At 26.4% G+C, this 3,411-nt stretch carries 3 protein-coding genes; all 3 read right to left on the reverse strand.

The window, feature by feature from the left end; all coding sequences use genetic code 11:
- Positions 1-156: 156 nt before the first annotated feature.
- A complete protein-coding gene (locus ACH6CY_RS15485; protein WP_374068213.1) occupies positions 157-471 on the reverse strand; it encodes a stage II sporulation protein M in 315 nt (104 codons plus the stop codon).
- A gap of 121 nt (positions 472-592) precedes the next feature.
- Positions 593-1,300, reverse strand: a complete 708-nt coding sequence (locus tag ACH6CY_RS15490) for an ABC transporter ATP-binding protein (RefSeq protein ID WP_374068214.1) — start codon at positions 1,298-1,300, stop codon at positions 593-595.
- Positions 1,297-2,928: a hypothetical protein gene (locus ACH6CY_RS15495; RefSeq protein WP_374068215.1), complete on the reverse strand. Its 1,632-nt coding sequence runs from the start codon at positions 2,926-2,928 to the stop codon at positions 1,297-1,299. The genes ACH6CY_RS15490 and ACH6CY_RS15495 overlap by 4 nt, the downstream gene beginning before the upstream one ends.
- Positions 2,929-3,411: the final 483 nt, after the last annotated feature.

Here is a 3,411-nt window from a genome sequence, read left to right on the forward strand (position 1 = left end):
TACCAAGTAAGAAGTAACCCAATCATAGCATGAGCCCAGACCTGAATGATAGGTGTGGGCTATTTGACGCTTACGTAATAAATATAAGTATAAATGAAATAAGAATTAAATTAATCAGTACTATTATAACTTTTTTATATAGTATCTGTTTATTAGTCAAAAAAAACAGTAAAAAAAATATAAAGGAGTAGAACCGATTGAACCGGAGATTACCAATCCTAGAATCTCAAATATTCCATGTGCGATTATATGTAATACCGCACTTGAAAAAGAGTTAATCTCGCTAAAACCAAAAAATATTACTCCTAAATCATATCCATTCAGAAATAATGTAAATATTGTACTTAAACCAAAAGTAAGAATACCACTCATTACATAGAGGTTAACTGTAATATTATGACTTATGTAATAAAATGGATTGATCAGCAAATCTGACTGACCTCCTATATCATTATCGATGGAGGTAGACATGTAACCTCTAACAGAGAAAGGAATTAAATAACTAACTAAGGAAAGAATGCATAAAAAAAATAAAAATTAATAACATTATCTCTTTTTTATTAAAGATGTGTGCGAAAGTTTTAATTTTCATTTATGCTTCTCCTTGGAGAATGCTAATTAAAGCATCTTCTAAAGAATTTTCATTTTTCAAGTTAGGTATTGAACCTTGGTATATCAAGATTCCGTTGTTAATTACAATTACTCGGTCACAAATATCTTCAATAATATCTAAACGATGAGAAGATATTAAAACACCTGCTTTTTGATTATTAACATACTGTTTTAAGAATTTCTTAGTGTTATTTGTTGTTAATGCATCATAACCATTCATTGGTTCATCTAATAATAAGTATCTAGGTGAATTCAGGATTCCTAATATTAAAGCTAGTTGTTGTTTCATTCCAAAAGATATGTTCTTAACATATTCAGTTAATTTTTCATATAAAGAAAATTGATTTATTAAGGGTAGAGCTTTATCCATAATACGTTGATTACTCAAAGAGTATATTTTTCCTATAAATAAAATAGTTTCTTCCACAGTTAACATATTATATAAGTATAAATCGGTCGGTACATAAGATATCTTTTTTGACAACTTCTCTTTTTTATTGTCAGTAAAAATATTGCCCTCTGTGACCTCACGAAGACCACACAAGCATTCTAATAATGTAGTTTTACCTGCACCGTTATGCCCTAGTAACCCTACAATTTCCCCTTGTTCTATCGAAAATGATAGTGAGTTCAAAGCTTTATTTTCTGTATTTTCATAAGTATATGAAATGTTTTTTGCAGTAATCATTTTATTTTCCATCCTTTCCACAGAGGAGCTTGTAAAATAATAATAATTAATATCCCAAAAACAAAAGTAAGAACTAAATTTATATATATATATTCATTTAAGAAAGTGTCTAATGTTATTTTTTTTGCATATAAATAAGATGTATTTGTGGCGATTATTGTAAAATTAATTAATCCATATAAACCTGTGAAAATACTTTGTATTATATGACCTAAAATAGATGTATTAATTTTTTCCTCACTTTCCCAATGGAAATTTGGAAAAGAAGCACTTCCTAAAATAAAACTTAATACCGATATTAAGCAAATACAAACAGCACTAATAATCATGGAAATGAAAATCATTATAGAAAAATCAGATAAGAAAAACAATAGAATTGTAGAGAATAGTACTCCAAAAAAACAGATAAAGAATTGCAAAATAAATTTCGCTATATATATAAAGTGGGGTTTCTCTAAATTTGGATAATATAATGTAAGCCAATCTCTTTCTGATTCAATACTGGAAACTTTACCCATGCTAGCGGATATTATATTAGCTAAAAAAAGTTGGAATACTAATATAATTAAGATAATTACTCCTATTTGATATCTATTGTAAAAATCCTTAGAAAGTGTAAAAACTAAGCCAATTGAAAACCCAGATAGAACGAAACTTATTTTAATGAAAGTACCTAATAATCTTTCTCCTCTAAATAATAAAATCAAATCTTTATATAATATATTTAAAACTCTAGATTTTGATTTAGAATTGATGATTAAATGTTTAAGAACTAGTTTGTTTTTCTTAAATTTCCCGCTACCTTCTAATCTTTGTTTGTCGATAAATTTCTCTACTCTTTTCAGGATTAATAAATTAATTAATAATATCACCAAAGTTACTACTGTTAATAAAAATATTCCCTTTACAGAAAAAAAGGCAGAATTAATTTGTAATCTATTCAAAAGTTCAATTGCATTTTCATATCCAATGGTTGATTTATTAATTAATAAATTTGAAGTCAGCCAACCTATAAATATAGTGGAAATAAATATGAAAAATTTTCCTATGACTGAGGAGATAATCGGTTTATTATCTAAAATATTAATAAAGACCATAATTAAAACCCTTAATAATAATGCAAAGAATATAATTGGTATGATCATAATCAATGCACTTATAGGTAAATCATTTTTAAATGATTTAACAAAAGAGAAATAGAATCCTATGTTTAAAGGAAGAATAAAGATCACTATTCCCAAGAAAAAAGCATCAATTAATTTTGCATATAAGATATAATTCACTTTTACTTTATGTAATTTCAAGAAATGATAGTCTGGTGATTTAAAAACTCTAACATATCCTTCTTTAAATGAGCTAAAAATTAAATAATTAATAAGAAGTATATAATATAAAAAATATACATTGGAGGCTATATGAGTAGATGAAAAGTCAATCCCGAAATTTTTAGAAATATTAAATAATATTAAGAAAAAAATATAACTAATTGGTATTAAAAAGAACGCAGTTGAAATAATAGATAATGATACTGTTCTTTTATCCAATACCAGATATGGATTAATCCGATTTACCAGCCATCGAAAATGTAGAAGATGATGGTTGAAAATTAAATTAATAAATATTTTCATATAAAATCTCCTTTTAATCATCATAATCAAAGAATTATAAGTGTAAAATTATAGTAGTTATAATAATACTACTATAGTTTTACACAATGAATACTTACCATAAGATTGCTGCTGTCGTTCCTAATACCTTCATTTTCTTTTTAATCATGTAACCTACTACTGCAGCACCTATGGCCAAAGGTCCAGTTGCGGCTACAATCTGGTATGTCAACACTAAATTGGACAAATCTTTAAAGATTAACCGACTTGTATTAAGTAGGTGTTAAATCGAGTCGCATATGGCTATTGAAATTTTACAAATTACACGAACCGAATACTGTTGCACTTTAAATTCAAACCAGTAGAACGAACATTAAATAAACAAAGGATAACATTGTTGAGAAATACCTGAATCATGCTGAATTAGAAGGTTTTTTAAAAAAATTAAATTTGTACGGATTGGAATTAGATAAAGAACGATTTTATTTATTAGCTTTTATTGGT

It is taken from the genome of Paraliobacillus sp. JSM ZJ581 (genome assembly GCF_044383835.1).
Taxonomy (GTDB): domain Bacteria; phylum Bacillota; class Bacilli; order Bacillales; family Amphibacillaceae; genus Paraliobacillus.